The following is a 24415-nucleotide window of genomic DNA, read 5'->3' as shown; positions in this document are numbered from 1 at the left end:
TCGATTCCAGCGGCCGCCGGAGCAATGACGAAGGGGTCCGTCGCCCACCGGCAACGGACCCCTTCGTGGCAGGCGACGTCAGATGGTCGCGAAGCCGTAGTTCAGCAGCTTCTTCGCGTCCGCCTCGCGCTGGGTGATCGAGGTGGAGGCGAGGACCGTGCCGATGACGGTCTTGCCGTTGCGGGTGGCGGCGACGACGAGGCAGTACTTGGCCTCGGGGCCGGACCCGGTCTTCACGCCGATGGTGCCGCTGTAGCTGCTGAGCAGCCCGTTCGTGTTGGTCCACGGCGCCATCGTGCGGGTGGAGCCCGTCTTGGTGATGGTCTTCGCCGTGTACTTCTTCGTCTTCACGACGGTGCGGAACGTGGCGTTCTTCATCGCGCTGCTGGCGATCTTCGTCAGGTCACGCGGCGTCGAGTAGTTGTTGCCGTTGCCGATGCCGTCGAACGAATCGAAGTGCGTGTTCCTCAGACCCAGCGACGTGGCGGCCTGGTTCATCTTGCTGATGAACGACTTCACGCGCGCGGCCCGCGTCGAGCCGGTGCCGTACGTGTCGGCCAGCGCGTACGCGGCGTCGCAGCCCGACGGCAGCATCAGCCCGTACAGCAGCTGACGGACGGTGACCTTGTCGCCGACGATCAGGTGGGCCTGCGAGGCGTTGTTGGCGACGATGTAGTCGCTGTACGCCTTCTGGATCGTGACCTTCTTGTCCAGGTTCAGGTTCGACTGCGCCAGCACGACCTTCGCAGTCATGATCTTCGTGGTGGAGCCTGTGGAACGCTTGGTGTCCGCCGCCTTGGTGTACAGCGTCTTGCCGTTCGCGTTGTTCATCACGTAGCCGCCCTTGGCCACGATCGAGGGCGCGGTGACAGCCTGCGCGGGTGCCGCGGTGAAGGCTCCGGCCGTGAGCACGGCGCCTGCGGTGACACTGACCGCGGCGGCCATGCGGAAGCGACTGCCCTTGGTGCCGGTGATGGCGGTAATCAACTGAAATACCCCGATTGCGTCGAATGCCCCTGAGATACGGCCGAGTTGATGGGAAAAGAAAGCGGGCCGCATGTCTGTGACACGTATCTAGCACGAATGGTTGTGCGTCGGATGGGGCGGGTCTGGATTCTGTGACACCGTCGATACAGAGGGGTCCGCATGATGGACGGGGGCTCATCATGCGTACGTGTTGTATCTATGCTGTGGGCATGAGTCTGGCCGTGAAACAGCCTCCCGCCGCCGATCGCGTCTACACCCACGTCAAACAAGGCGTCCTGGACCGCCGTTACGAGGGCGGGACCCTGCTCACCGAAGGTGAGCTCGCCGAGGCCGTCGGGGTCTCCCGGACACCCGTGCGGGAGGCACTGCTGCGTCTCCAGGTCGAAGGGCTCATCAAGCTCTATCCGAAAAAGGGAGCGCTGGTCCTGCCCGTCTCCGCACAGGAGATCGCCGACGTCGTCGAGACCAGGCAGCTCGTCGAGGAGCACGCCGCCCGCAAGGCCGTACCCGCCTCTCCCCAACTCATCGCGCGCCTCGAGGAACTGCTCGCGCGGCAGAAGGAGCAGGCCGCCGCCGGGGATCTGGCCGGCGCCGCCGTCACCGACCGCTGCTTCCACGCCGAGATCGTCCGCAGCGGCGGCAACGAGATCCTCAACCGGCTCTACGACCAGCTCCGCGACCGCCAGCTCCGGATGGGCGTCGCCGTCATGCACGCCCACCCGGACCGCATCACCAAGACCCTCGTCGAGCACGAGCAGATCCTCCAGGCCCTGCGCTCCGGCGACGCGGAGGCGGTCGTGAGACTGATCCACGGCCACGTCGAGTGGTTCTCCCACCTCGCCCGGGGTGAGGTCCGGTGAGCAGGTCCACTCTTCCGGGTGACCCTCGCCCCCAGGGGGCACCCCCGGGCGGCCGGCGCGCGATGGCCGTGTGGGGCATCGGCGTCTCCGTCTACTTCGTCGCGGTCATCTTCCGTACGTCCCTCGGGGTCGCGGGCCTCGACGCGGCCGACCGCTTCCACGTGAACGCCTCGGCCCTGTCGACCTTCTCGATCCTCCAGCTCCTCGTCTACGCCGGCATGCAGATACCCGTGGGCCTGCTCGTCGACCGGCTCGGCACCAAGAAGGTGCTGACGATCGGCGTGGTGCTCTTCACGGCCGGGCAGCTCGGTTTCGCGTTCTCACCGTCGTACGGCACCGCCCTCGCCTCGCGCGCCCTGCTCGGCTGCGGCGACGCCATGACCTTCATCAGCGTGCTGCGCCTCGGTACCCGCTGGTTCCCGGCCCGGCGCGGACCGCTGGTCGCCCAGTTCGCCGGGCTCGCCGGCATGGCGGGCAACCTGGTCTCCACGCTGGTCCTGGCCCGGTTGCTGCACGGAGTCGGGTGGACGCCCGCGTTCGCGGGCAGCTCGCTCGCGGGCGTGGTGGTGCTGGTCCTGCTGCTCCTCTTCCTCAAGGACCACCCCGAGGGGCACGAGCCGGAGCCCTTCCCGCACCAGGGAGCGGCCTACGTGCGGCGCCAGATCGCCGCGTCCTGGCGGGAACCCGGCACCCGCCTCGGGCTGTGGGTGCACTTCACGACCCAGTTCCCGGCGATGGTGTTCCTGCTGCTGTGGGGCCTGCCGTTCCTCGTCGAGGCCCAAGGGCTGTCCCGGGCGGTGGCGGGTGAACTGCTCACCCTCGTCGTGCTGTCCAACATGGTCGTCGGACTGGTCTACGGCCAGGTCGTCGCCCGGCACCACGGCGCACGGCTGCCGCTCGCCCTCGGGACCGTGGGCGCGACGGCGCTGCTGTGGGCGGCCACGCTGGCCTACCCCGGCGAGCGGGCGCCGATGTGGCTGCTGATCGTGCTGTGCGTGGTCCTCGGTTCGTGCGGTCCTGCGTCGATGCTCGGCTTCGACTTCGCGCGGCCGGCGAACCCGCCGGAGCGGCAGGGCACCGCCTCCGGCATCACCAACATGGGCGGGTTCGTCGCGTCGATGACCACCCTGTTCGCCGTCGGTGTGCTCCTGGACGCGACCGGCGACAACTACACCGTCGCCTTCTCCTCCGTCTTCGTGCTCCAGGCGCTCGGCGTCAGCCAGATCCTGCGGCTGCGCGGACGCGCGGCCCGCCGGGAGCGGGAGCGGCTGGTGGCGAGCCGGGTGGAGACGGTGCACGTCCCTGCGTAGCCACGCGGGTCACGCGCACCCGATTCCTACCGCGTCACCGTGAAGTTGCGCAGGATCGCCGACGTCAGTTCCGGGTCGCCCTCCGCCTTCACGCGGTCCGCTACCGCCTCCGGGGTCACCCGGCCGCAGGCCAGACGGACGTACGTCTCCCAGTCGAGGCTGAGGGAGGCGGCCGGGCCGAGGGCGGGGGCCGTCTCCAGGGTGCCGCGCCCCTGGATGTCCACGCGGATGGTGCGCAGGAACTCGACGGGGCCGTGCACGTCGAAGACGATCGCCGAACTGCGGGGCGCGTCGGCCTTGACGGCCACTATGTCGGGGAGCGCGTCGAGCAGGACGTCACGGGCGACGTGCGCGCCGGGGGAGTCGAGGTTGCCGGGCCGGCCCAGGGCGGCCCGCAGGTCCTGCTCGTGCACCCAGACGTCGAAGGCGTGCTGGCGCATGGAGTCCGCGAGGGTCAGTTCGGTTCCCAGCGGGCCGCGCACCTTGGTGCCGGGATCGCGGGAGTCGTTCCGCAGCTGGCGGTTGCGGCGGATGATGACGTACTCCAGCTCGGAGGTCATCTCCGGCGCCGTGTGGTGACGGCGGACGTCGACCTGCATCTCCATGTACCGCTGGTGGTCGTTGGTGACGTGGAAGAGGTCGCGCGGCAGGGTGTGGATGGGGCGCGGGTCGCCCAGCATCTCGCAGTCCAGGCCGATGACATGGGACACCACATCCCTCACCGACCAGCCGGGGCAGGGGGTGCGTCGGTTCCACTCGCCCTCCACGAGGGGGTTCACCAGCTCGGATATCGCTTCGATGGAATGGGTCCAGGCGTCGGCGTAGGGCTGGAGGGTGGGATGCAGACTCACGGAACGGGACCCCTCGGCGGTCGGAGCACGGGCTGGTGATGGCGGCGTTGCCAGTGGAGGTGGTGGCTGTCGGCGGGTGTCTTGGAACGCTAAGTTACGCTGCTGTGAGGCACCCCGGCAGTGCTTTCGTGTGACGATCGTAGGCCCGTAATGGACGGCCCGAATGCCAGGACGGTGGTAGTGTGCGCGCCTCTGTGATCCAGATCGCCGTGGACGAGGGCGAATCAGTCGAATCGCGTCGGCGTCGCGTGGCGTCACTGGTACGGGACCAGGCCGGAGCCGACCTCGTCGTCCTGCCGGAACTGTGGACCACCGGGGCCTTCGCCTTCGAGGAGTTCGGGAGTGAGGCCGAGCCGCTGGAAGGGCCCACCCACGAGGCCATGGCGAAGGCCGCGAGCGACGCGGGCGTATGGCTGCACGCGGGCTCGATCCCCGAACGGGCCCCTGACGGCACCCTCTACAACACCTCCCTCCTCTTCTCGCCCTCCGGTGAGCGCGCCGCCTCCTACCGCAAGATCCACCGCTTCGGCTTCGACAAGGGCGAGGCCGTGCTGATGGGCCGGGGCGAGGACCTGGTGACGGTCCGTCTGCCGGAGACGACCGTCGGCCTCGCCACCTGCTACGACCTCCGCTTCCCCGAACTCTTCCGCGGCCTCGTCGACGCGGGCGCCGAGACCCTGCTGATCCCGGCGGGCTGGCCGGAGCGCCGCCGGGACCACTGGACGCTGCTGGCCCGGGCGCGGGCGGTCGAGAACCAGGCGTTCGTGCTCGCTTGTGGAACGGCCGGGACGCACGCGCGAGTTCCGCAGGCCGGTCACTCGATCGTGGTGGATCCCTGGGGCCAGGTCCTCGCCGAGGCGGGCGCCGGCGAGGAGGTGCTCACGGTGGAGCTCGACCCGCGGAAGGTGGCCGTCACCAGGGAGCAGTTCCCGGCCCTGAAGGACCGGGTGCTCTGATCCCCCGACACCGGGTCAGTCGTCCTCCCGCTCCTTCTCGGCGAGGTGGATCACGCACACCGCCACCGCGATGAGCAGCGCCGGATCCGCGTCGTCCCGGACGATGTCGACGCCGTAGGTCTCCCGGACGTGCAGCCAGCGCCGCGAGACCACCGCGAGCAGCTCACCGTCGTACTCGACGGCGAACTCCCGGTCGAGGATCTTGCCGCTGACGTCGAGTTCGGTGCCGCCGTCGGCGAGGGCCACCCGGTAGTGGTTGCGCAGCAGCGACAGGCGTTTCCGCTTGATCTTCGCCAGGGGCTCGCCGTCCCGCTCGATCACCATGGTGTCGCGCAGGGCGAACATCTTCTGGTGGATGTCGATCAGGACCCGCCCGTGGGTGTCCTTCAGCTCGAAGGTGTCCCGGACCCGCATGGCCTTGCCGTCGACGAGGAAGACCTTGTTGCCCCGGTCGTCCTCGATCCAGTAGTCGTCACCGATGCCGAGCAGCCGGTCGCGTACGAGGAATCTCATGCCGTTACCGCTTCCCCGGCGCCGGTCCCGAAACGCCGTCGATAGGCCGACGGGCTGAGTCCCGTCTCGCGCCGCACGCGCGCGCGGAGGTTCGCGGCCGTCCCCAGGCCGCTCCGCGCGGCCACCACGTCCAGCCGCTCCTCCCCGCGCTCGATGAGCCGGCACGCGAGTGCCACCCTCTCCCCCGTCAGCCAGGCCAGCGGAGTCGTCCCGAGCTGCGCCTGGAAACGGCGGTGCAGGGTCGCGGGGGAGACGGCCGCGCGGGCCGCCAGGCCGGCGACGGTCAGCGGCTCCCCCAGCCGTTCCTGCGCCCACGCGAGCAGCGGGCCCAGCGACTCGTCCCGTACGTCCGGCACGGGCCGCTCCACGAACTGCCGCTGCCCACCGTCGCGGTGGGCGGCGAAGACGAGCCTGCGGGAGACGTGGTTGGCGATCTCGGCGCCGTGATCCCGTCGTACGACGTGCAGCCCCAGGTCGAGCGCCGAGGCGCTGCCGGACGCGGTGAGGATGTCGCCGTCGTCGACGAAGAGGACGTCGGGTTCGAGCCGCACGCGCGGGAAGCGGGCCCGGAAGGAGTCGGCCCACATCCAGTGACAGGAGGCCCGCCGCCCGTCCAGCAGCCCGGCCTCCGCCAGGGTGAAGGCGCCCGAGCAGAAACCGACGAGCCGGGCGCCACGCGCGTGTGCCCGCCGTACGGCGTCCAGTACGCGGGGTGAGCGCGGGGTGTCGGTGTCGGGCCGGTTCGGCACGATCAGCGTGTCCGCCTCGTCCGCCGCCTCCAGACCGGCGACCCCGGTCAGGGTGAAGAAGCCGTCCCGCATACGGGTGCTCGGACCGGCGGCGCACAGGGTGAAGTCGTACAGCTCCCGCCCCAGTTCCGGCCGCCGCAGCCCGAAGACCTCGATGGCGCAGCTCATTTCGAAGGGGTTGGAGTTCTCGTCCACCAGCAGGACGACACGGTGAGAGGAATCTTGCGCCATGTGCGATTTCTAGCACTCGTACGGCGGTCGTGGCGCCCGCACGATGACGTCATGACAACCGAACCCGTCTCCCTGCCCGCCGCGCTGGCCTCCTTCACCGAGCAGTGGAGTCCCCGCATCGTCACCGCCGTCAACGACTACGACGTCCGCGTCACGCACGTCGAGGGCGAGCACCTGTGGCACGTCCACGACGACACCGACGAGTTCTTCCTGGTCCTGGAGGGCGAGCTGCACATCTCGCTGCGGGAACCGGCCGGCGAGCGCACGGTCGTGCTGCCGAGGCTGTCTGTCTTCACGGTCCCCCGGGGCGTCGAACACAAGCCGTACGCCCCCGTCCCGACCGACATCCTCCTCCTCGAACCGACCGGTACCTCCACGGTCGGCGACCGCCACGACGAGGTCCCGGACCATGTGGACGCGACGACGGGTCACGCGCTGCACCGGTGACCCGTCCGACGGCTACCGCCTCCGCGGGACCAGCTTGAACAGGGCGGCCCCCGCCGCCACCAGCGTCGTGGCGGTCACCGGCATCGCCATGCTGTTCAGCCACAGTCCGGTCGCACAGCGAGGTGAAGTAGACGGCGTGCTGGGAAGGACAGCGCGCCGAAGCCCATGAGGAACTGCCGCACGAAGTAGCGGGCGGTGACCCGTGTCCAGCCGTAGTCGCGCAGGTTCTCCGGGGCGCCGCGCTGCCGGCGCAGCCGTTGGTGCCAGAGCTTGCACCGACGCCACCGCCGACGCGCCACCAGGCGCGGCGGAAGGTCGAGTTCGTCGGGAGCGGCGTGCCGGTGGGGGCGCGGTGATCTCGGATCGGGCGCCACGATGGAGGTCGTGGGGTGGAGCACGGGGAGCCCCCGGGTGTGCTGGTGGTTCACGCCCGGCACTGCAGACCCCCCGGGCTCTCAAGGATCCCGAGTTTTCACTGTTCCCACACAAGCGGACAAGGCATCCGTGATTACGGATTACTCACGGTTGTCCGTGTTCGCCCTATGCGTCCTTCGTTCCGCTCGATGTCCCTTACACGCCGTATCCGTCCCGGCGCTCCTCCACGACCGTCGACGTGGTGGGCGGTACCACCACACGCCGACGCCGGGCGATGCTGCTGAACGTCGTCACGCCGATCAGTCCCACGATCATCAGGATCACACCGACCAGGTCGAGGTTGACCCCCTGCATGTGCCAGTCGGTGGCGAACGTGAGGATTGCTCCCACGGCGATGAGGATGATGCACCCGCCGAGGCCCATGAGTGTCGCCTCCCTGTCCGGTCCGGTAGTTCCGGCCCGGACATCCGGGTACCCCCACTTTTCGCGAACTACCCCTCCAGGAACGCCACCAGAGCGTTCGCCAGCAGATGCGGGTCGTCCGCGCCGCACAACTCCCGCACGCTGTGCATCGACAGGATCGCCACGCCGATGTCGACGGTCTTGATGCCGTGCCGGGCCGCGGTGATCGGGCCGATGGTCGTGCCGCAGGGCATGGAGTTGTTGGACACGAAGGACTGGAAGGGCACGTTGGCCCGCTCACAGGCGGCGGCCCACACGGCACGGCCCGAACCGTCCGTGGCGTAGCGGTTGTTGACGTTGACCTTCAGGATCGGGCCGCCGTTGACGCGCGGGTGGTGCGTCGGATCGTGCCGCTCCGCGTAGTTGGGGTGCACGGCGTGCCCGGTGTCGGAGGACAGACAGACCGTCCCCGCGAAGGCCCGGGCCCGGTCCTCGTACGACCCGCCGCGCGCGAACACCGACCGCTCCAGGACCCCGCCGAGCAGCGGACCGTCCGCGCCGGTGTCCGACTGCGAACCGTTCTCCTCGTGGTCGAAGGCGGCGAGCACGGGGATGGAAGACGGCTCCGAGCCGCTCGACACCGCGGCCAGGGCGGCCACCCCCGAGTGCACGGACAGCAGGTTGTCCATCCGCGGTCCGGCCACCAGCTCCTTGTCCCGGCCCAGGTAGGCGGGCGCCTCCACGGAGTGCGTCATCAGGTCCCAGCCGGTCACCTCGCCCTCGCCGAGCCCCAGTTCCTCGGACAGGAAGGCGATCAGGTCGCCGTCGCGCACGTCGTGGCCGAGGCCCCAGACGGGCTGCAGGTGGCGCTGCTTGTCGAGCTTGAGCCCGTCCGAGGACACCGCGCGGTCCAGGTGGATCGCGAGCTGGGGCACTCGCAGCAGCGGCCGGTCCACGTTCACCAGCCGCGTCGAACCGTCCCGCAGGGTCAGCCGGCCGGCCAGCCCCAGGTCACGGTCGAGCCAGGAGTTCATCAGGGGACCGCCGTAGATCTCCACGGCGACCTGGCGCCAGCCGTGCGCACCGCTGTCCGGCTGCGGCTTGACCCGCAGGTTCGGGGAGTCGGTGTGCGCGCCGACGATGCGGTACGGCGTGTGGGGCGCCGTGCCCTCGGGGACGTACCAGGCGATGATCGCGCCGCCGCGCAGCACGTACTTGCCGCCGCTCGACCCCTCCCAGGCGTCCGTCTCCGAGACCTGGCGGAAGCCTGCCTTCTCCAGCCGCTCGGCGGCGTTCGCCACCGCGTGGTACGGCGTGGGGCTCGCCGCCAGGAAGGTCATGAGGTCGTCGGTGTGGCCGCGGTCGAAGCGGTGGGGTGCGCTCATGGGGTTCACCTTAACGACGTACGAGAGCCCGCTCCCGGCGATGGAAGCGGGCCCTCGTGAGGACTGCGTGCAGCTGTACAGATGTGTCCTAGAACGCGGCTTCGCCCGGGCAGGCACGGGGCCCCACCGGACTGCAACGCGGCCCCACCCGAGCAGGAACGGGGCCTCCCCGGGACGGAAACGCGGCCCCGCCAGGACGGGAGCACGGCCCCCCGGACTGCGGCGCACCCTCACCCGGACGAGTACCCAGCCCCGCCCGGGCGGTAGCGCAGCCGTAGGGACTAGAACGCGGCCTCGTCCAGTTCCATCAGGTCCAGCTCGACGCCCTCGGCGATCTTGCGGGCCAGGGTCACGCCGGGCAGGACGTTGGCCGCGAAGAACTTCGCCGCCGCGATCTTGCCGGTGTAGAACGCCTTGTCCTTCGCGGAGGCGGTCTCCAGCTTCTCGGCGGCGATCGCGGCGCCCTTGAGGAGCAGGTAGCCGACGACGACGTCACCGGAGGCCATCAGCAGGCGGGTGGTGTTGAGGCCCACCTTGTAGATGTTCTTGACGTCCTGCTCGGTGGCCGCGAGGTCGGTCAGCATCAGACCGACGATGGCCTCCAGCTCGACGGCCGCCTTGGCCAGGTGCTCACGGGCGCCGGCCAGTTCCTCGCCGCCGGTGCCGAGCGCCAGGAACTTCTTGATGTCCTCGGCGAGCGAGTTCAGCGCGGTGCCCTGGTTGCGGACGATCTTCCGGAAGAAGAAGTCCTGGCCCTGGATCGCGGTGGTGCCCTCGTACAGCGTGTCGATCTTGGAGTCCCGGATGTACTGCTCGATCGGGTACTCCTGCAGGAAGCCTGAGCCGCCGAAGGTCTGCAGGGACTGGGCGAGCAGCTCGTAGGCCTTCTCGGAGCCGTAGCCCTTCACGATCGGCAGGAGCAGGTCGTTGAGGGCGTTCTCGGTGGTGACGTCCTCGCCGGCCGCCTCCTTGACCTGGATCTCGTCCTGGACGGCCGCGGTGTACATCACCAGCGCGCGCATGCCCTCCGCGTACGCCTTCTGCGTCATCAGCGAGCGGCGTACGTCGGGGTGGTGGGTGATGGTGACCTTGGGCGCGGTCTTGTCCATGAAGTTGGCCAGGTCCGGACCCTGGACGCGCTCCTTGGCGTACTCCAGCGCGTTGAGGTAGCCGGTGGAGAGGGTGGAGATCGCCTTCGTGCCGACCATCATGCGGGCGAACTCGATGATGCGGAACATCTGGCGGATGCCGTCGTGCTTGTCGCCGATGAGCCAGCCCTTGGCGGGGTGGCGGTCGCCGAAGGTCATCTCGCAGGTGTTGGAGGCCTTCAGGCCCATCTTGTGCTCGACGTTGGTGGCGTAGACGCCGTTGCGCTCGCCCAGCTCGCCGGTCTCGAAGTCGAAGAGGTACTTGGGTACGAGGAAGAGGGACAGTCCCTTTGTGCCGGGCCCGGCGCCCTCGGGCCGCGCGAGCACGTAGTGGAGGATGTTCTCCTCCATGTCGTGCTCACCGGACGTGATGAAGCGCTTGACGCCCTCGATGTGCCAGGAGCCGTCCTCCTGCTGGACCGCCTTGGTGCGGCCGGCGCCCACGTCCGAGCCGGCGTCCGGCTCGGTGAGCACCATGGTGGAGCCCCACTGCTTCTCCACGGCGATCTTCGCGATGTGCTTCTGCACGTCGTTGCCCTCGTCGAAGAGGATGCCCGCGAAGGCCGGGCCGGAGGAGTACATCCACACGGCCGGGTTGGCGCCGAGGATCAGCTCCGCGTAGGCCCAGATGAGGGAGCGGGGCGAGGTGGTGCCGCCGATCTCCTCGGGCAGGCCGAGCCGCCAGTACTCGGAGTCCATGAAGGCCTTGTAGCTCTTCTTGAAGGACGCCGGGACCGGCGCGGTGTTCGTCTCGGGGTCGAAGACCGGCGGGTTGCGGTCGGCGTCGGCGAAGGACTCCGCCAGCTCGTTCTCCGAGAGGCGGGTCAGTTCCTCCAGGATGCTCTTCGCGGTGTCGACGTCCATCTCCGCGAAGGGCCCGGTGCCGTACAGCTTGTCGCGTCCGAGTACTTCGAAGAGGTTGAACTCGATGTCGCGCAGATTCGACTTGTAGTGCCCCATGGCGACGGCTCCGTTAAGAGTTCGGCGAGGCACTTGGTTCCTCGCGCTAGTTCACGTACCAACAAGTAGCTACGATGATGCTACCCGTCGGTAATAAGTCGCAACCCCGATCCGGCCATCTGTGACGGTTCACACCGCGATGGTCAGCGTGGCGGTGTACCCCTCCGCCACGTCCCCCTTCACCGCCGCGAGCTGCTGGTCGTGGCCGTCCCTGAAGACGCTGTCCGACTCCAGCGAGAGCCGGCCGAGGTTGTCCACGCTGCTCTCGTAGCCCTCGGTGGCGTACACCGTGTCGCAGACGTCCTTCGGGAGCGCGAGCTGCGAGGTGCTGGTGATCGCGGTGGCCGTGGTGGCGTCCGCGAGGCTGCCGTAGACCTCGAAGTGGATGTGCGGCCAACGGCCGGTGTAGCAGCCGGGGAAGACGCTGGTGAAGGTGACCTGTCCCCGGTCGTCGGTCTCCTGGACACCACGCAGGTAGTTCTCGTCGGCGACGCCCTCGGTGTACAGCGAATAGCCGCCCTCGCGGTCGCAGTGCCACACATAGACGGCCGCGCCCCGCTTCGGGGTCCCGCAGCCGGAGGCAGCGTCCACGACCGTGAGTGTGAAGGTCAGGGGGACACCCTCGGCGGTGCCGCCCGCCGAGTCGCCGAAGCTCCTGGTGAGGTCGCTGCGGACGACCCCGCTCTCCTTCAGCACGTTCACGCCGTTCGAGCCGTCCCCCGGGTAGGGGCCCGCGGTCTCCTCGGGAACGACGGCGCAGCCCGCCGCGGAGGAAGTGCTGGCGGGGGTAGAGGTGCCCGCGGAGGGAGAGGTGCTCTCGGAAGCGGTGTCCTCGGCGGTGCAGCCCACCAGGGCCGCCAGACCTGCCCCCGCCCCGGCTCCCGCCAGCAGCCGGATCATCCGTCGGCGGGCGAGCATGGGAAGGTCGTAGGAGAGCCCTCGGTCGTGCTCGTGGACCTCGTCGTCGCCGTGTCTGCGCATGAACCGACGCTACGAGCGGCGGACGCCGGAAACCCAGGGCTGACGGCTGTCAGGTCGCTGTCGGTTTCCCGGGTGCCGGTGGCCGCCCGCCGCGCCCGCCCCCTCGGTACGCTTACGCCCATGTACGGCTACGACCAGAACGCTGGTGCCCAGCAGCAGTACGGCGTCCCGCCACAGCAGCCCATGGCCGGCGGTGTGGGCGGGTACGGCCAGCAGCCGCCGCTGTACCCCGAGCCGTCCCCGCCCTCCCTCGCGGACGCGGTGCGTGCCTTCACCACCGGACAGCTGTCGGCGGAGGACTTCCAGCAGGTCTTCGCCACGTCCAAGGTCTACTGCCCGCGCGGCGACAACCCCGGCTTCCTCGCCCTGCACAACACCCAGCAGCCGGTGATCCCCATGTTCACCACGCTCAAGGAACTGCGGCGGTACGCGGGCAAGGAGTCCAAGTACTTCGTCATCACCGGCGCGGAGGTCCTCGACCTGCTGCCGACGGGCTACGGCTTCGTCCTCGACATGGAGGGGGAGCACCGGATCGTCTTCGACGCGAAGGCCGTGGAGCAGATGGTCGAGTTCGCGATGCGCAGGATGTACGGGTAGCGCCTCGCCCTCAGGAACCCGGCGCTCCGAGGCGCAGTGACAGGCCGTCCAGGACGATCTCCAGGGCGGCCTCGAACTTCGCCTCCCGCAGGGCCGCCGGATCCGCCGTGGCCGCCTCCTCCGTGTCGGCATAGCCCTGGGCCAGATGGCTGTGCGGGGCCGTGGCCTGCTGCACCGCGGGAAGAAGGCGCGCGATGAGGCCCGACTCCGAGTCGCCGGAGCGGGCGACCGTGGTCAGCCAGGCGGCCTCCGTGGTGCTCATACCGATCACGTACGACAGCACCGCGTCGATCGCCGTGCCGGGATCCGGGAATCCGGCGGCCGTGAACAGAGCCGCCAGCCGCTCCGAGTAGGACATGAGGTTGGGCCCCAGATAGGCGAGGCCCGCCTGGCCGAGGACCGGGGGCAGCCACGGGTGCCGCAGGGCCGTCGCACGGAAGGAGCGTGACGCCTCCGTGACGGCCGCCCGCCAGTCGGGGCCGTCCGCCGACGGGACGTGGATCTCCGCGGCGACCTCGTCCACCGCCAGCTCCATCAGCTCGTCCTTCGTGGCCACGTGCCGGTAGAGGGAGGCCGCGCCGGCGTTGAGCCGGGTGGCGAGCTTGCGCATGCTCAGCGCTTCGACGCCCTCCGCGTCCAGCATGACGATCGCCTCGCGCACGATCGCGGCACGGCTGAGCGCCGGCTGGTCGGGCTCCCGCTGGGGACGGGCCCAGACGGAGGGGACGGGGGTCGGCTTCGTCGTCATCGGTACTCCTGCTCCTGCGGCCCGACCTGCTGCGTACGTCGTTCGCGCCCAGCGTACAAGAATCAGCCTTGCGTACGGCGTTCCGCGATGCGTACAGTGTTCGCATCGAGGCAACGGTGTCACGCAATCGGAGGGGAACCGTCATGGACGCCTTGGAAGTCCGCAATCCACGCCGCTGGTGGATCCTGGTCGTGCTCTGCCTGAGCAGCCTGGTGATCGTCGTCGACAGCATGGCGCTGACCGTCGCGGTGCCGGTGATGACCGAGGAGATCGGAGCGAGCGCCCAGGACACCCAGTGGATCCTGGACTCCTACATCCTGGTCTTCGCCGGCCTGCTGCTCACCTCGGGCAGCCTCGGTGACCGCTTCGGCCGCCGCAAGGTGATGCTGATCGGGCTCCTGCTCTTCGGGGCCGCCTCGCTGGCCGCGGTCTGGTGCACCACCCCCGGCGAGGTGATAGCCGTCCGCGTCGCGATGGGCGTCGGCGGCGCGCTGATCATGCCGTCCACGCTCTCGATCCTCATCACCGTCTTCGACGAGGACGAGCGCGGCAGGGCGATGGCGGCCTGGAGCTCGGTCGCGATGCTCGGCCTGGTCGGCAGCCCGGTGCTCGGCGGTGTCCTGATCGACCACTTCTCCTGGCAGTCGATCTTCCTCCTCAATGTGCCGGTCGTCGCCCTCGCGCTCATCGCCGGGCTGACCCTGATGCCGGAGTCGAAGGCGCCCTGGCAGAAGGCCGACCCGCTGGGCGCGGTGCTGTCGGCGGCCGGGATGACCGCCCTGGTCTGGTGGATCATCGAGCTCCCGCAGCACGGCGTGTGGACGGCCGCCCTGCCCGTCGCCCTCGTGTCCCTGAGCGGCTTCGTCATCTGGGAGAACGTCACGAAGTCCCCCATGGTCCCGCTGGTCCTCTTCAAGCACCGCAACTTCAGCGGCGGTTCGCTCTCCCTGGCCCTGGTCCAGACGGGCAACGGCGGACTGCTGCTCGTTCTCACCCAGTACCTCCAGTTCGTGCTCGGCTACTCGCCGGTCAAGGCGGGCCTGGCCTTCCTGCCGCTGGCGGTCACGGCCCTGCTGGGCAACGGCGTGGGGGTCAAGCTCGCCGCCAAGTACGGCAACCGCTGGGTGATCCTCGTGGGCATGCTGGTGATGGTGGCCTGCTTCGCCCTGCTGACCACGGTCTCGGCGGACTCCGGCATCACCGTCCCCGCGGTCGCGCTCGGCCTGCTCGGGCTCGGCGCCGGCCTGGCGATGCCCGCCGCGGTGGCGGCGCTGATGGCCACCATCCCCGAGGACAAGGCGGGTGTCGGCTCGGCCCTGAACGACACGGTTCAGCAGGCCGGCACCGCACTGGGCATCGCGATCCTGGGTTCGCTCCTGTCGAGCGGCTTCGCGGACCGGATGCCCGAGGGGACGCCCGAGCAGGCACGGCACTCGATAGCCGGAGCGGTCGCCCTGAAGGACCCGGCGCTGGTGGCGGCGGCCCGCGAAGCCTTCACGGCCTCCATGTCGACGACCTTCACGATCAGCGCGATCGGCGTCCTGGCGGCGGCGCTGCTGGCGACGCTGGTGATGCGCGAGGACCGGCCCGCATCGGAGGAGATCGCCGATCGGGAACCGGAACTCGTCGCCTGACCTCTTCAGGGGGTGCGAGGTCTTGGAGAAGCCTGGAGGGAATGTCCTCCGGGCTTCTGCCGTTAGAGGTGGCAGAAAGTTCAACGCTCAACTAAACTCGTTCCACAAGGAGGTACCGACATGCCTGCAGTGACTGTCGACAACCCGCTGACCCTGCCGCGCGTGGCCGCGACGGCGGACGCGGTGGCCCGTCCCGTCCTCGGCGTGACGACCGCGCCGAGTGGCTTCGAGGGCGAGGGATTCCCGGTGCGCAGGGCGTTCGCCGGAATCCATTACCGCCACCTGGATCCGTTCATCATGATGGATCAGATGGGTGAGGTGGAGTACGCGCCGGGTGAGCCGAAAGGGACCCCCTGGCATCCGCACCGCGGCTTCGAGACCGTCACGTACATCATTGACGGGATCTTCGATCATCAGGACTCGCAGGGCGGTGGTGGCACCATCACCAACGGCGACACCCAGTGGATGACGGCCGGTTCGGGTCTTCTCCACATCGAGGCGCCGCCGGAGGCCCTCGTCATGTCCGGCGGTCTTTTCCACGGGCTCCAGTTGTGGGTGAACCTGCCCGCCAAGGACAAGATGATGGCGCCGCGGTACCAGGACATCCGGGGCGGCAACGTACAGCTGCTGTCGACGCCGGACGGCGGTTCGCTGCTCCGGGTCATCGCCGGTGAGCTGGACGGTCACCAGGGTCCGGGCATCACGCACACGCCGATCACGATGATCCACGCGACGCTGGCGCCGGGTGCGGAGATCACGCTGCCGTGGCGTGAGGACTTCAACGGTCTGGCGTACGTGCTGGCGGGTCGCGGTTCGGTGGGGGCGGAGCGCCGGCCGATCCACCTGGGCCAGACCGCGGTGTTCGGCGCCGGTGGCTCCCTGACCGTCCGCGCGGACGAGAAGCAGGACTCCCACACGCCGGACATGGAGGTCGTCCTGCTGGGCGGACAGCCGATCCGTGAGCCCATGGCCCACTACGGCCCGTTCGTCATGAACACCCGTGAGGAACTTCAGCAGGCGTTCGACGACTTCCAGAAGGGACGTCTGGGGACGGTCCCGGCGGTGCACGGAATGACTGAGGGCGGGCTGTAGGTCCTCCGGTACGGACAGGACCTCTCCCCCTTGGCGTCAGGCCGCGCCTTCGGGCTTCTCCCAGGTGGTGACGTCCATGGTGACGGACGACAGGCCGCCGGCGTAGTTCGCGTCGTCCGCCTGCCAGCCGAGGACGGTGATGGCCGCGACCCGGTTCTCGTCGGTGAGCACGCACGCCGTGAGTCCCCGGCTGATGTTCTTCTGGTCGATGGCGAATCCGAAGTCGGTGGCCGCGGCGCAACTCTCGGCGGTCGCGGGGCCGTTGACGGTGGCGAGGTCGCCGTTCTCGCCGACGATGGTGTAGCCGTCGTCGGCGTTCGCCGGCAGGGAGAAGATGATGTCGGACTGGCCGTTGGTGAAGTCCAGGTCCACGTTGGATCCGGATCGCAGGACGACCTTGCGGCGCGTCCGTACCGCCGTCGGCTCCGCGCCGGCGGCCTGGGTGACACCCGGCGTCGGGGACGTCGGCGGGTCGGACTTCATCGCATCGGCGGCGGCAGCCCCGCCCGAGGCCGCGCTCGTGCTCGTGCTCGGGGCCACGCTCGCACCGCTCGGGTCGCCCTGGCCCTGACCGGACAGCGCCAGATAGGCCGCCGAGCCGGCCACGGCCAGCACAGCGAGGGCGATCAGGGCTTTGGTCGAGCCCTTGAACGAGAATCCACCGGTCCCCACCGTGATGTGGTTGGCGGGATCGCGTTGGGCGCCTTCGTACGACAGCGAGAACGAGGACCCCTTGCCACGGTCCTTCTGGGATGCGGGCTTGCCCATGCGACTTCCTTGCGTGCGGTCGGATCACGGCCAGGGCACACATCGTGCAGCCGGTGCACCAGCCGTCGCCGCCAGTCACCCCGTGCGCACCTGAAAGGGTGATGGTGTGCCGGGTGTTGACGCCTGCGCCCTGTCCTGTCCTGTCCTAGGCGGAGGGCTCGCCCGAGGACTCGTACAGCTCGAACCAGATGCTCTTGCCCTCGCCCTGGGGGTCGACCCCCCACGCGTCCGCCAGTAGTTCGATCAGCATCAGGCCGCGGCCCGAGGAGGCCAGTTCGCCGGGGCGGCGTTTGTGGGGGAGGTCGTCGCTGGTGTCGGTGACCTCGATGCGCATCCGGCGTTCGCCCGGCTCGCCGCGTACCTCCGCGAGGAGCAGAGCGTCCGCGTCGGTGTGGACGAGGACGTTGGTGAGTGTCTCGGAGAGCAGGAGGACCGCGGAGTCGACCTGGTCGGCGGAGGGCCAGTCGTGCAGCAGTTCGCGGAGCTGCTGGCGGGCGACCGCGACCCGTTCGGGTTCCGCCTGGGCCACCGAGAGCATCGTGCGGCGGACCGTGGGCGCTGCGGCGGCCGGGTCGACGCCCTCTCCCTGCCGGTGCAGGAGCAGGACCGCTATGTCGTCCTCGCGGCGGTCGGCGAGGGGCCCGGTGGTGTGGTGGGAGGAGGGGCCGTGGACGGCCTGGATCAGCGCGTCGGCGAGTTCCTCCAGGTCGCCCTCGTGGGTCTCCAGGATGGCGCGGATGCGCTTCCAGCCGGTCTCGAAGTCGTGGCCGCCGGTCTCGATCAGCCCGTCGGTGCACAGCATCAGCGTCTCGCCGGGCTCCAGGGTGATCCGGGTGGTGGGGTAGTCGGCGTCCGGGTCGATGCCGAGCGGGAGACCGCCCTGCGTGCGGCGGGCCAGGACCGTGCCGTCGGTCATGCGGATCGCCGGGTCGGGATGTCCGGCCCGCGCCACCTCCAGGACGCCGGTCACCGGGTCGGCCTCGACGTACAGGCAGGTCGCGAAGCGCGTGTCGGAGGCGTCGTCGACGCCGTACGCCATGCCGTTGAGGAAGCGTGAGGCGCGGGAGAGGACCGCGTCGGGGCGGTGGCCCTCGGCGGCGTAGGCGCGCAGGGCGATGCGGAGCTGGCCCATCAGGCCCGCCGCTCGCACGTCGTGGCCCTGGACGTCCCCGATGACCAGGGCGAAGCGCCCTTGGCCCGGCTTCGTCCGGGAGGTGCCCCCGGGCAGCGGGATCATGTCGTACCAGTCGCCGCCGACCTGGAGGCCGCCGCCGGTGGGGACGTAGCGGGCGGCGACGGTCATGCCCGGTATCTCCGGGCCCAGGGTGGGGAGCATCGAGCGCTGGAGGCCGTCGGTCAGCTCGCGCTCCGACTCGGCCAGGCCCGCGCGGGACAGGGCCTGGGCCAGCATGCGTGCCACCGTGGTGAGGACCGAGCGTTCGTCGGGTGTGAACGCGACCGGGTAGGCGAAGCCCGCCATCCACGCGCCCATCGTGCGGCCGGCCACCGTCAGGGGCAGGAATGCCCAGGACTGGCGGTCGAAGCGCTGGGCGAGCGGCCAGGTGACCGGGTAGCGGGAGCGGTAGGCCTCGGGGCTGGAGAGATAGACGGCGCGGCCGGTGCGCACGACCTCGGCGGCCGGGTAGTCCGTCTCCAGGGACATGTGGGAGAAGGGGCTCTCGTCACCGGGCTGCTGCCCGTGATGGCCGATGATCGTCAGGCGGTCGCCCTCGACGCCGAAGACGGCCAGGCCGTCGGGGCTGAAGCCGGGCATGGACAGGCCCGCGGCCACCCGAAGCACCTCGGCGGTGGAGCGGGCCTCGGCCAGGGCGCGGCCCGCGTCCAGCAGGAAGGCCTCGCGGGAGCGGCGCCAGTCACCGGTGACGGCGGTGCGTCCGGCGGGGGTGCCGGGGGTCGGCTCGGTGACCTCCTGGAGGGTGCCGATGAGCCGGAACGACTTCTTGTCCGCGTCGTACGACGGCTTGGAGCGGCTGCGCACGGTACGGGTCACATGGCCCCGCTCGTCCATGATCCTGATGCGGACCTCGGCGAGCGTGTCCTCGGCGACGGCGAGTCCGACGACGCTGATGATCTCGTTCCAGTCGACCGGGTGCAGACGAGCCCGGGCCTGGGCTTCCGTGAGGGTGGTCCGCTCGGCGGGCAGCCCGAGCAGCCGAGCCGCCTCCGCGTCGACGGTGACCAGTTCGGTGGCGGTGTCCCAGTGCCACAGGCCGGTCGCGAGGGCGGTGAGAACCTCCCCCACGGCGGGCAAGGGCTCACCAGTGCGCATTGCCCCACTTTAAGAACAGGAGATCCGGGAGTGCCACTGTTGGCCGAGTCGTAATGGTGGGGAGGCGATCTCGGGGTCCCCGGTAGGCTGGGAGCTGTTTCACGTGAAACACCTCCCCGATCCGCGAAGGCTGGATGAACGACGATGCATCGGTACAGGTCCCACACCTGCGGCGAGCTCCGCTCCTCTGACGTCGGCACCGACGTCCGGCTGAGTGGCTGGCTGCACAATCGGCGCGACCTGGGCGGCATCCTCTTCATCGATCTGCGTGACCACTACGGCATCACGCAGTTGGTCGCCCGTCCCGGTACGCCCGCGTACGAGGCCCTCGACAAGCTGACCAAGGAGTCCACGGTCCGCGTCGACGGCAAGGTCGTCTCCCGTGGCACCGAGAACGTCAACCCGGACCTGCCCACCGGTGAGGTCGAGGTCGAGGTAGGCGAGGTCGAGCTGCTCGGTGCGGCCGCCCCGCTGCCGTTCACGATCAACACCGAGGACGGGGTCAACGAGGAGCGGCGTCTGGAGTACCGCTTCCTCGACCTGCGCCGCGAGCGCATGCACAAGAACATCATGCTGCGGTCGTCGGTGATCGCCTCGATCCGCTCGAAGATGGTCGCCCTCGGTTTCAACGAGATGGCCACGCCGATCCTGTCCGCGACCTCTCCCGAGGGCGCCCGTGACTTCGTGGTCCCCTCCCGTCTGAACCCGGGCAAGTTCTACGCCCTCCCGCAGGCGCCGCAGCAGTTCAAGCAGCTGCTGATGATCTCCGGCTTCGACCGCTACTTCCAGATCGCGCCCTGTTTCCGTGACGAGGACGCGCGCGCGGACCGTTCGCCGGGCGAGTTCTACCAGCTCGACGTCGAGATGAGCTTCGTCGAGCAGGAGGACGTCTTCCAGCCGATCGAGAAGCTCATGACCGAGCTGTTCGAGGAGTTCGGCAACGGCCGCCACGTCACCTCGCCGTTCCCGCGGATCCCGTTCCGTGAGGCGATGCTGAAGTACGGCTCCGACAAGCCGGACCTGCGGGCTCAGCTGGAGCTCGTCGACATCACCGATGTCTTCGAGGGCTCGGAGTTCAAGGCGTTCGCCGGTAAGCACGTGCGGGCGCTGGCGGTGCCGGACGTCTCCGCGCAGCCCCGGAAGTTCTTCGACCAGCTCGGTGACTTCGCGGTCTCCCAGGGCGCCAAGGGCCTGGCCTGGGTCCGTGTGGCCGAGGACGGGTCGCTGTCCGGCCCGATCGCGAAGTTCCTCACCGAGGAGAACGTCGCCGAGCTGACCAAGCGCCTGTTGCTGGCCGCCGGTCACGCCGTCTTCTTCGGCGCGGGCGAGTTCGACGAGGTCTCGAAGATCATGGGCGCGGTGCGGGTCGAGGCCGCCAAGCGTGCCGGGCACTTCGAGGAGAACGTCTTCCGGTTCTGCTGGATCGTCGACTTCCCGATGTACGAGAAGGACGAGGAGACCGGGGCGATCGACTTCTCGCACAACCCGTTCTCCATGCCGCAGGGCGGTCTGGAGGCCCTGGAGACCCAGGACCCGCTGGACATCCTGGGCTGGCAGTACGACATCGTCTGCAACGGCGTCGAGCTGTCCTCCGGCGCGATCCGGAACCACGAGCCCGACATCATGCTGAAGGCCTTCGAGATCGCGGGCTACGACCGGGAGACCGTCGAGGAGAAGTTCGCGGGCATGCTGCGCGCGTTCCGCTTCGGCGCCCCGCCGCACGGCGGCATCGCCCCCGGTGTCGACCGCATCGTCATGCTCCTCGCGGACGAGCCCAACATCCGCGAGACCATCTCCTTCCCGCTCAACGGCAACGCCCAGGACCTGATGATGGGCGCGCCGACGGAGCTGGAGGAGGCCCGGCTGAGGGAGCTGCACCTGTCGGTGCGCAAGCCGCAGCCGAAGTAGCCGATGAGCTGAAGAGGTGGCCCGGAACCGACGTCGGTTCCGGGCCACTCTGCTGTCGTGTGGAAACCACAGTCCGCTCCCACGTGGATGACAGCCTTCTTACCTAACTTCCCTGTCCATGACGGGAAACCAGGCGAAACACAAGAAGGACCTGACGCGGCGCAAGGTCGTCGTGGCCGGAGCGGGCGCGGCCGTGGCGGTCGGTGCGGCGGGCACCCTTGCCGCGTCGGGCGCCTTCGCGGGCGAGACGAGCACGGCCGCCTCCGCGAGCAGCAGCTCAACCGCTTCGGAGGCCTGCTACAAGCTCACCTCGGAGACCACCGAGGGGCCGTATTACATCGACGCGGACAAGATCCGCCGGGACATCACCGAGGACAAGGAGGGCATCCCGCTCACCCTCAGCCTCAAGGTGATCGACTCCGAGACCTGCAAGCCGATCCGTGACGCGGCCGTGGACATCTGGCACTGCGACGCGCTCGGCATCTACTCGGGCTACGAGAGCCTGTCGACCGGTGGCGGCGGCACCGCCCCGACGGGTGCGCCCCCGACGGGTGAGCCCCCGACGGGGGCGCCGACCGGGGGCACCGGCGGTGGCGTCCACGAGGAGCCCACCGACGACGAGCGGTATCTGCGCGGCACCTGGAGGACCGACCGGCAGGGCCGGGTCACCTTCAGGACGATCTTCCCCGGCTGGTACCGGGGCCGCACTGTGCACATCCACACGAAGGTGCACGTGGACGGCGAGTGGACCGACGCCGGTTACGAGGGCGGGCACACCTGCCACACCGGCCAGTTCTTCTTCGACGAGGAGTCCGTCCTGGCCTCCGCCGAGGTCGAGCCGTACTCCACCAGCACCACCGAGCGCACCACGCTCACCGAGGACACGATCTACGACCAGAGCGGCACCACCGGCGGCCTGCTCAAGCTGAAGTACAACAAGAAGAACATCGCCAAGGGCGTCATCGGCTCGATCACGATGGGCGTCGCCCCGGACGCGACGAACGACGGTACGTCGATGTGACGCCGTGAACACGCACGAGGGGCGTGCCGCCGGCGGCCGCGATGAGGCCCGTTGCCCTGGAGCTCCCTCCCTGCCGGGAAGCGGCGGTCCACGGCGAGCCCCGAGTCGGGCAGACCGGAGGCGACCAGGCGGGCGGCGCCGGTCGTCGTGCCGGTGAGGACCACGACGCCGGCGGGCCCAGCCGGTCGGCCTCGTGGTCATGGCGGACCGTGAAGCCGTCGCCGAGCAGGACGTCACCGGGGTGCTCGGCGGGAGCCTGTCCACGCTGGACGCGGGCGGTGACAGGCCGCGGGCCAGGCGCTGGCCGACGCGGACGAGCGGTACCGGGCCGCGCTCGGCCTCGACCCCGGCCCCGCCCTGCCGGACCTCGGCACGTCTGCCGTCACGGCCCGGTGCGGCCGGATGGTGGTGGGCGGCCGGACGTACGCCGTCTCCGACCGTCCCGGCAGGGCGACGCCGTACTTACTACTACCCGGGCGGTGTCGCCGGCGGCCGGCTCGTGCTGGGCGGCTGGTACAGCGGGCCGTGGTGGAAGACAGGGCTGGTGGCCGGTGCGGCGGGCGCGGGCGGCATGCTGCTCGCCGACGCGTTGTCCGACGGTCTGCCCGAGGGGTTCCACCAGCACGGGCCGGACGGCGGACCGTTCGGCGGACGGGCGGATTCGACGGGGTCTTCTGAACAGACGTTCCGGCGCGGTCAGTTCACCTGGGCGGGCAGCGGGACGGGTGCGGAAAGAAATTGGCGCACCCGGCAACCTCCCTGATTCCGGCGGCTACTTGAGGGCGGAAGCGCCTTCACCGGCGCTCCATGAAACGCACATGTCCCACCACCGCTCGTAAGGAATCCCCGTGGCCTCTGCCTCCCACCGCCGGTCCCTCCGCACCCGCCGCACCATGGTCGTCTCCGCTGCCGTGGTCGCCGCGGGCGTCGGTGCCGGTGTCGTCGTGATGAACGCGAACGCCCAGGCCGTGGACCTGTACCACCAGACGCTCGCCGCGAAGGACGGTTGGGCGTCCGCCGGCACGGGCACGACCGGAGGCACGAAGGCCGACTCCGCGCACACCTTCACCGTCTCCACCCGGGCACAGCTCGTGAAGGCGCTCGGGTCCGCGTCCGACACCGCCCCGCGGATCATCAAGGTCAAGGGCACGATCGACGTCAACACCGACAGCGCGGGCAAGAAGCTGACCTGCGCCGGCTACGCGTCCGGCACGGGCTACTCGCTCTCCTCCTACCTGAAGGCGTACGACCCGGCGACCTACGGCCGCTCGAAGCTGCCGTCGGGGACTCAGGAGACCGCGCGCGCCGCCGCGCAGAAGAAGCAGGCCGCGAACATCGTCTTCAAGGTGCCCGCGAACACCACGATCGTGGGAGAGCCGGGCACGAAGGCCGGGATCTCCGGGGGCATGCTCCAGATCCAGAACGTGGACAACGTCATCGTCCGCAACCTCACCTTCGCCGGCACCGAGGACTGCTTCCCGCAGTGGGACCCCACGGACGGCGACGACGGCAACTGGAACTCGAACTACGACTCGGTGACCCTGCGCGGCGCCACCCACGTCTGGGCGGACCACAACACCTTCACGGACGCGCCGCACCTGGACTCCGCCAACCCGAAGTACTACGGCCGTGAGTACCAGATCCACGACGGGGCGCTGGACATCACCAAGAGCTCGGACCTGGTGACCGTCTCGCGCAACCGGTTCACCAACCACGACAAGACGATGCTGATCGGCAGCAGCGACAGCGAGCCGAGCGGCAAGCTGCGGGTCTCGATCCACCACAACGTGTGGAAGGGCATCGTCCAGCGGGCGCCGCTGTCCCGCGTCGGCCAGATCCACATCTACAACAACTACTACGACGTGACGACCCTGAACGGCTACGCGGTGCAGTACAGCATCAACTCCCGCGCCAAGGCCCAGGTCGTCGCCGCGAACAACTACTGGACGGTCCCGTCGAGCGTGAAGGTCTCCAAGCTGCTGTCCGGCGACGGCACGGGCGCGATCGCGGGCTCCGGCAACCTCGTCAACGGCACGACGACCGACCTGGTGGCCGCTTACAACGCCGCCTCCTCGAAGGACCTGAAGACGAGCGTGAACTGGACCCCGACCCTGACAGCGGGCCTGGAGACCTCCGGGAAGAACCTGCCGGCGTCGCTGGCGACGACCACGGGCGCCGGAGTCCTCTCCTAGCCGACAGGTC

At 69.6% G+C, this 24415-nt stretch carries 22 protein-coding genes and 1 pseudogene; 11 read left to right on the top strand and 12 right to left on the bottom strand.

Annotated features, from left to right (window positions below):
- Positions 1 to 78 precede the first annotated feature (78 nt).
- Positions 79 to 945, bottom strand: coding sequence for a D-alanyl-D-alanine carboxypeptidase (locus D1369_RS19810; RefSeq protein WP_037903497.1), 867 nt, complete (start codon positions 943 to 945; stop codon positions 79 to 81).
- A 251-nt stretch (positions 946 to 1196) separates the two neighbouring features.
- Here D1369_RS19810 and D1369_RS19805 point away from each other — a divergent pair, with 251 nt between their 5' ends.
- Entirely contained in the window at positions 1197 to 1847 is a 651-nt protein-coding gene (locus D1369_RS19805) for a GntR family transcriptional regulator (protein WP_007383392.1), read from the top strand.
- 62 nt (positions 1848 to 1909) lie between these two features.
- Entirely contained in the window at positions 1910 to 3157 is a 1248-nt protein-coding gene (locus D1369_RS19800; protein WP_037900799.1) for an MFS transporter, read from the top strand.
- Between the two features lie 26 nt (positions 3158 to 3183).
- Here D1369_RS19800 and D1369_RS19795 read toward each other — a convergent pair whose 3' ends face one another.
- The gene (locus tag D1369_RS19795) at positions 3184 to 4008 is read right to left on the bottom strand and encodes a maleylpyruvate isomerase family mycothiol-dependent enzyme (protein ID WP_007383394.1); all 825 of its coding nucleotides are present in this window, start codon (positions 4006 to 4008) and stop codon (positions 3184 to 3186) included.
- 182 nt (positions 4009 to 4190) lie between these two features.
- Here D1369_RS19795 and D1369_RS19790 point away from each other — a divergent pair, with 182 nt between their 5' ends.
- Positions 4191 to 4964, top strand: coding sequence for a carbon-nitrogen family hydrolase (locus D1369_RS19790; protein WP_007383395.1), 774 nt, complete (start codon positions 4191 to 4193; stop codon positions 4962 to 4964).
- Between the two features lie 15 nt (positions 4965 to 4979).
- Here the strand turns inward: D1369_RS19790 and D1369_RS19785 are convergent, their stop codons facing one another.
- Together D1369_RS19785 and D1369_RS19780 are read right to left on the bottom strand one after the other, a co-directional pair.
- Positions 4980 to 5477 carry an LURP-one-related family protein gene (locus D1369_RS19785; RefSeq protein ID WP_007383396.1) on the bottom strand — a complete coding sequence of 166 codons (498 nt, stop codon included), beginning with the start codon at positions 5475 to 5477 and terminating at the stop codon, positions 4980 to 4982.
- A complete protein-coding gene (locus D1369_RS19780; protein WP_007383397.1) occupies positions 5474 to 6457 on the bottom strand; it encodes a helix-turn-helix domain-containing protein in 984 nt (327 codons plus the stop codon). Before D1369_RS19780 ends, D1369_RS19785 begins: the two co-directional genes overlap by 4 nt.
- A 51-nt stretch (positions 6458 to 6508) precedes the next feature.
- Between D1369_RS19780 and D1369_RS19775 the strand changes: the two genes are divergently transcribed.
- Positions 6509 to 6904 (top strand): cupin domain-containing protein, encoded by a 396-nt coding sequence (locus D1369_RS19775; protein WP_007383398.1) that lies wholly within the window; start codon positions 6509 to 6511, stop codon positions 6902 to 6904.
- 161 nt (positions 6905 to 7065) lie between these two features.
- On the opposite strand, the pseudogene D1369_RS19770 reads toward D1369_RS19775, so the two are convergent.
- The 5 genes and pseudogenes from D1369_RS19770 to D1369_RS19745 all read right to left on the bottom strand — a co-directional run.
- Positions 7066 to 7176: pseudogene (locus tag D1369_RS19770) on the bottom strand (glycosyltransferase family 2 protein); the annotation flags it as partial.
- 298 nt (positions 7177 to 7474) lie between these two features.
- Complete coding sequence (locus D1369_RS19760) at positions 7475 to 7702, bottom strand: DUF6458 family protein (RefSeq protein WP_007383400.1); 228 nt, start codon at positions 7700 to 7702, stop codon at positions 7475 to 7477.
- A 68-nt stretch (positions 7703 to 7770) separates the two neighbouring features.
- Positions 7771 to 9066, bottom strand: a complete 1296-nt coding sequence (locus D1369_RS19755) for a M18 family aminopeptidase (protein ID WP_007383401.1) — start codon at positions 9064 to 9066, stop codon at positions 7771 to 7773.
- 281 nt (positions 9067 to 9347) lie between these two features.
- Positions 9348 to 11174 carry an acyl-CoA dehydrogenase gene (locus D1369_RS19750; protein ID WP_007383402.1) on the bottom strand — a complete coding sequence of 609 codons (1827 nt, stop codon included), beginning with the start codon at positions 11172 to 11174 and terminating at the stop codon, positions 9348 to 9350.
- Between the two features lie 129 nt (positions 11175 to 11303).
- Complete coding sequence (locus tag D1369_RS19745; protein ID WP_007383403.1) at positions 11304 to 12155, bottom strand: intradiol ring-cleavage dioxygenase; 852 nt, start codon at positions 12153 to 12155, stop codon at positions 11304 to 11306.
- 120 nt (positions 12156 to 12275) lie between these two features.
- On the opposite strand from D1369_RS19745, the gene D1369_RS19740 reads away from it, so the two are divergent.
- Positions 12276 to 12752, top strand: coding sequence for an SseB family protein (locus D1369_RS19740; RefSeq protein WP_007383404.1), 477 nt, complete (start codon positions 12276 to 12278; stop codon positions 12750 to 12752).
- A 10-nt stretch (positions 12753 to 12762) separates the two neighbouring features.
- Here D1369_RS19740 and D1369_RS19735 read toward each other — a convergent pair whose 3' ends face one another.
- Positions 12763 to 13500 carry a TetR/AcrR family transcriptional regulator C-terminal domain-containing protein gene (locus D1369_RS19735; protein WP_007383405.1) on the bottom strand — a complete coding sequence of 246 codons (738 nt, stop codon included), beginning with the start codon at positions 13498 to 13500 and terminating at the stop codon, positions 12763 to 12765.
- 143 nt (positions 13501 to 13643) lie between these two features.
- On the opposite strand from D1369_RS19735, the gene D1369_RS19730 reads away from it, so the two are divergent.
- Both D1369_RS19730 and D1369_RS19725 read left to right on the top strand, forming a co-directional pair.
- Positions 13644 to 15134: an MFS transporter gene (locus tag D1369_RS19730; RefSeq protein WP_037900802.1), complete on the top strand. Its 1491-nt coding sequence runs from the start codon at positions 13644 to 13646 to the stop codon at positions 15132 to 15134.
- 120 nt (positions 15135 to 15254) lie between these two features.
- Positions 15255 to 16226, top strand: coding sequence for a pirin family protein (locus tag D1369_RS19725; RefSeq protein ID WP_007383407.1), 972 nt, complete (start codon positions 15255 to 15257; stop codon positions 16224 to 16226).
- Between the two features lie 36 nt (positions 16227 to 16262).
- Here D1369_RS19725 and D1369_RS19720 read toward each other — a convergent pair whose 3' ends face one another.
- Complete coding sequence (locus tag D1369_RS19720) at positions 16263 to 16994, bottom strand: hypothetical protein (protein ID WP_007383408.1); 732 nt, start codon at positions 16992 to 16994, stop codon at positions 16263 to 16265.
- A 145-nt stretch (positions 16995 to 17139) separates the two neighbouring features.
- Positions 17140 to 19284, bottom strand: coding sequence for a SpoIIE family protein phosphatase (locus D1369_RS19715; protein ID WP_007383409.1), 2145 nt, complete (start codon positions 19282 to 19284; stop codon positions 17140 to 17142).
- Positions 19285 to 19428: 144 nt separating this feature from the next.
- On the opposite strand from D1369_RS19715, the gene aspS reads away from it, so the two are divergent.
- From aspS to D1369_RS19695, 4 genes are all read left to right on the top strand, one after another.
- A complete protein-coding gene (gene aspS / locus D1369_RS19710) occupies positions 19429 to 21192 on the top strand; it encodes an aspartate--tRNA ligase (protein WP_007383410.1) in 1764 nt (587 codons plus the stop codon).
- A gap of 118 nt (positions 21193 to 21310) precedes the next feature.
- Complete coding sequence (locus D1369_RS19705) at positions 21311 to 22213, top strand: intradiol ring-cleavage dioxygenase (RefSeq protein WP_037900803.1); 903 nt, start codon at positions 21311 to 21313, stop codon at positions 22211 to 22213.
- Between the two features lie 199 nt (positions 22214 to 22412).
- Positions 22413 to 22976 (top strand): hypothetical protein, encoded by a 564-nt coding sequence (locus D1369_RS19700; protein WP_237557648.1) that lies wholly within the window; start codon positions 22413 to 22415, stop codon positions 22974 to 22976.
- A gap of 85 nt (positions 22977 to 23061) precedes the next feature.
- Complete coding sequence (locus D1369_RS19695) at positions 23062 to 24405, top strand: polysaccharide lyase family 1 protein (protein WP_037900805.1); 1344 nt, start codon at positions 23062 to 23064, stop codon at positions 24403 to 24405.
- Positions 24406 to 24415: the final 10 nt, after the last annotated feature.

The sequence above is a fragment of the Streptomyces sp. CC0208 genome, assembly GCF_003443735.1.
Classification (GTDB): Bacteria; Actinomycetota; Actinomycetes; order Streptomycetales; family Streptomycetaceae; genus Streptomyces; species Streptomyces sviceus.
This window is presented reverse-complemented; position numbering and strand designations above follow the sequence as displayed.

Coding starts and splice junctions, on each gene's coding strand:
- D1369_RS19810 (WP_037903497.1), bottom strand. CDS start 945: ATGGCCGCCGCGGTCAGTGTCACCGCAGGCGCCGTGCTCACGGCCGGA.
- D1369_RS19805 (WP_007383392.1), top strand. CDS start 1,197: ATGAGTCTGGCCGTGAAACAGCCTCCCGCCGCCGATCGCGTCTACACC.
- D1369_RS19800 (WP_037900799.1), top strand. CDS start 1,910: ATGGCCGTGTGGGGCATCGGCGTCTCCGTCTACTTCGTCGCGGTCATC.
- D1369_RS19785 (WP_007383396.1), bottom strand. CDS start 5,477: ATGAGATTCCTCGTACGCGACCGGCTGCTCGGCATCGGTGACGACTAC.
- D1369_RS19780 (WP_007383397.1), bottom strand. CDS start 6,457: ATGGCGCAAGATTCCTCTCACCGTGTCGTCCTGCTGGTGGACGAGAAC.
- D1369_RS19775 (WP_007383398.1), top strand. CDS start 6,509: ATGACAACCGAACCCGTCTCCCTGCCCGCCGCGCTGGCCTCCTTCACC.
- D1369_RS19760 (WP_007383400.1), bottom strand. CDS start 7,702: ATGGGCCTCGGCGGGTGCATCATCCTCATCGCCGTGGGAGCAATCCTC.
- D1369_RS19755 (WP_007383401.1), bottom strand. CDS start 9,066: ATGAGCGCACCCCACCGCTTCGACCGCGGCCACACCGACGACCTCATG.
- D1369_RS19750 (WP_007383402.1), bottom strand. CDS start 11,174: ATGGGGCACTACAAGTCGAATCTGCGCGACATCGAGTTCAACCTCTTC.
- D1369_RS19745 (WP_007383403.1), bottom strand. CDS start 12,155: ATGCGCAGACACGGCGACGACGAGGTCCACGAGCACGACCGAGGGCTC.
- D1369_RS19740 (WP_007383404.1), top strand. CDS start 12,276: ATGTACGGCTACGACCAGAACGCTGGTGCCCAGCAGCAGTACGGCGTC.
- D1369_RS19735 (WP_007383405.1), bottom strand. CDS start 13,500: ATGACGACGAAGCCGACCCCCGTCCCCTCCGTCTGGGCCCGTCCCCAG.
- D1369_RS19730 (WP_037900802.1), top strand. CDS start 13,644: ATGGACGCCTTGGAAGTCCGCAATCCACGCCGCTGGTGGATCCTGGTC.
- D1369_RS19725 (WP_007383407.1), top strand. CDS start 15,255: ATGCCTGCAGTGACTGTCGACAACCCGCTGACCCTGCCGCGCGTGGCC.
- D1369_RS19720 (WP_007383408.1), bottom strand. CDS start 16,994: ATGGGCAAGCCCGCATCCCAGAAGGACCGTGGCAAGGGGTCCTCGTTC.
- D1369_RS19715 (WP_007383409.1), bottom strand. CDS start 19,284: ATGCGCACTGGTGAGCCCTTGCCCGCCGTGGGGGAGGTTCTCACCGCC.
- aspS (WP_007383410.1), top strand. CDS start 19,429: ATGCATCGGTACAGGTCCCACACCTGCGGCGAGCTCCGCTCCTCTGAC.
- D1369_RS19705 (WP_037900803.1), top strand. CDS start 21,311: ATGACGGGAAACCAGGCGAAACACAAGAAGGACCTGACGCGGCGCAAG.
- D1369_RS19700 (WP_237557648.1), top strand. CDS start 22,413: ATGGCGGACCGTGAAGCCGTCGCCGAGCAGGACGTCACCGGGGTGCTC.